The following is a 1,167-nucleotide window of genomic DNA, read 5'->3' as shown; positions in this document are numbered from 1 at the left end:
CCGGCTCCTGCGGCTGGCCCTCCACCGGCCGCGGCCATTGCATCTTCAGCGGCTCGGCATGAGCTGCGATCTCCGGCCCGGCAATCTGCGCCCACCGCGTCACCAGCTCGCGCGCGGCAAAGCCCTGCTTGGCATAGGCCTCGGCAAAGACGTCATTGAGCAGGATCCCGAGCGGCTTGGCGCTGATCGGACCGGGTTTGGGAGGGAATTTGGACATGGATCGTTATAGCACTTCCGGACGCAAGCCACACAGTCCCGGGTTGTCATGGCCGGGCTTGTCCTGGCTTGTCCCGGCCATCCACGTTCTTCCGCGAAGAAAAGACGTGGATGCCCGCGACCAGCGCGGGCATGACGTGGAGTGATCGCCACGAGGCCGCTACAGTGGGCGCATGAGCCCGAAATCCGCACTGAAGGCGAAATCGGAACCGAGTCAGGCGGAGACCTCGTCGCGCCCGATCGCACTTCTGCAATGGTACGACCGCCACCGCCGCCGATTGCCCTGGCGCGCGGCGCCTGGAGAGGCATCGGATCCTTACCGCGTCTGGCTGTCGGAGATCATGCTCCAGCAGACCACGGTGAAGGCGGTCGGCCCCTATTTCGAAAAATTCGTTGCGCGCTGGCCTGAGGTTAGCGCGCTCGGACGGGCCTCACAGGATGACGTGCTGCGGATGTGGGCCGGGCTCGGCTATTATTCGCGCGCACGCAACCTCCATGCCTGCGCGGTCGCCGTGACGCGCGACCATGGCGGCACCTTTCCCGACACCGAGGAGGGCCTGCGTGCACTGCCGGGCATCGGGCCCTACACGGCGGCGGCGATCGCGGCGATCGCCTTCGATCGTCACACCATGCCGGTCGATGGCAATATCGAGCGCGTGGTGTCTCGGCTCTTTGCAGTTGAAGAAGAGCTCCCGCAGGCCAAGCCGCTGATCCAGCAACTGGCATCGACGCTGCTGGCAAACTCTCGCGCCGGCGATAGCGCGCAGGCGCTGATGGATCTGGGCGCCTCGATTTGCACGCCGAAGAAGCCGGCCTGCTCGCTGTGCCCGTTCACTGAGGATTGCACCGCGCGTGCACGAGGCACGCAGGAGTCATTCCCGCGCAAGGCGCCGAAGAAGAGCGGGACGCTCCGCCGCGGCGCCGCCTTCGTCGTCACGCGCGGCGACGAGT

Annotated in this window: 2 protein-coding genes; one reads left to right on the top strand and one right to left on the bottom strand. The window is 66.4% G+C overall.

The features are described 5' to 3' along the window. Nucleotides 1–217 (bottom strand): DciA family protein (locus tag MOV75_RS39010; protein WP_247008169.1); only part of this gene is annotated, 217 nt, incomplete at its 3' end. A 172-nt stretch (nucleotides 218–389) separates the two neighbouring features. On the opposite strand from MOV75_RS39010, the gene mutY reads away from it, so the two are divergent. Continuing rightward, the coding region (gene mutY / locus MOV75_RS39005; protein ID WP_247008167.1) for an A/G-specific adenine glycosylase at nucleotides 390–1,167 on the top strand (778 nt) is incomplete at its 3' end.

It is taken from the genome of Bradyrhizobium sp. PRIMUS42 (genome assembly GCF_023006515.1).
Taxonomy (GTDB): domain Bacteria; phylum Pseudomonadota; class Alphaproteobacteria; order Rhizobiales; family Xanthobacteraceae; genus Bradyrhizobium.
This window is presented reverse-complemented; position numbering and strand designations above follow the sequence as displayed.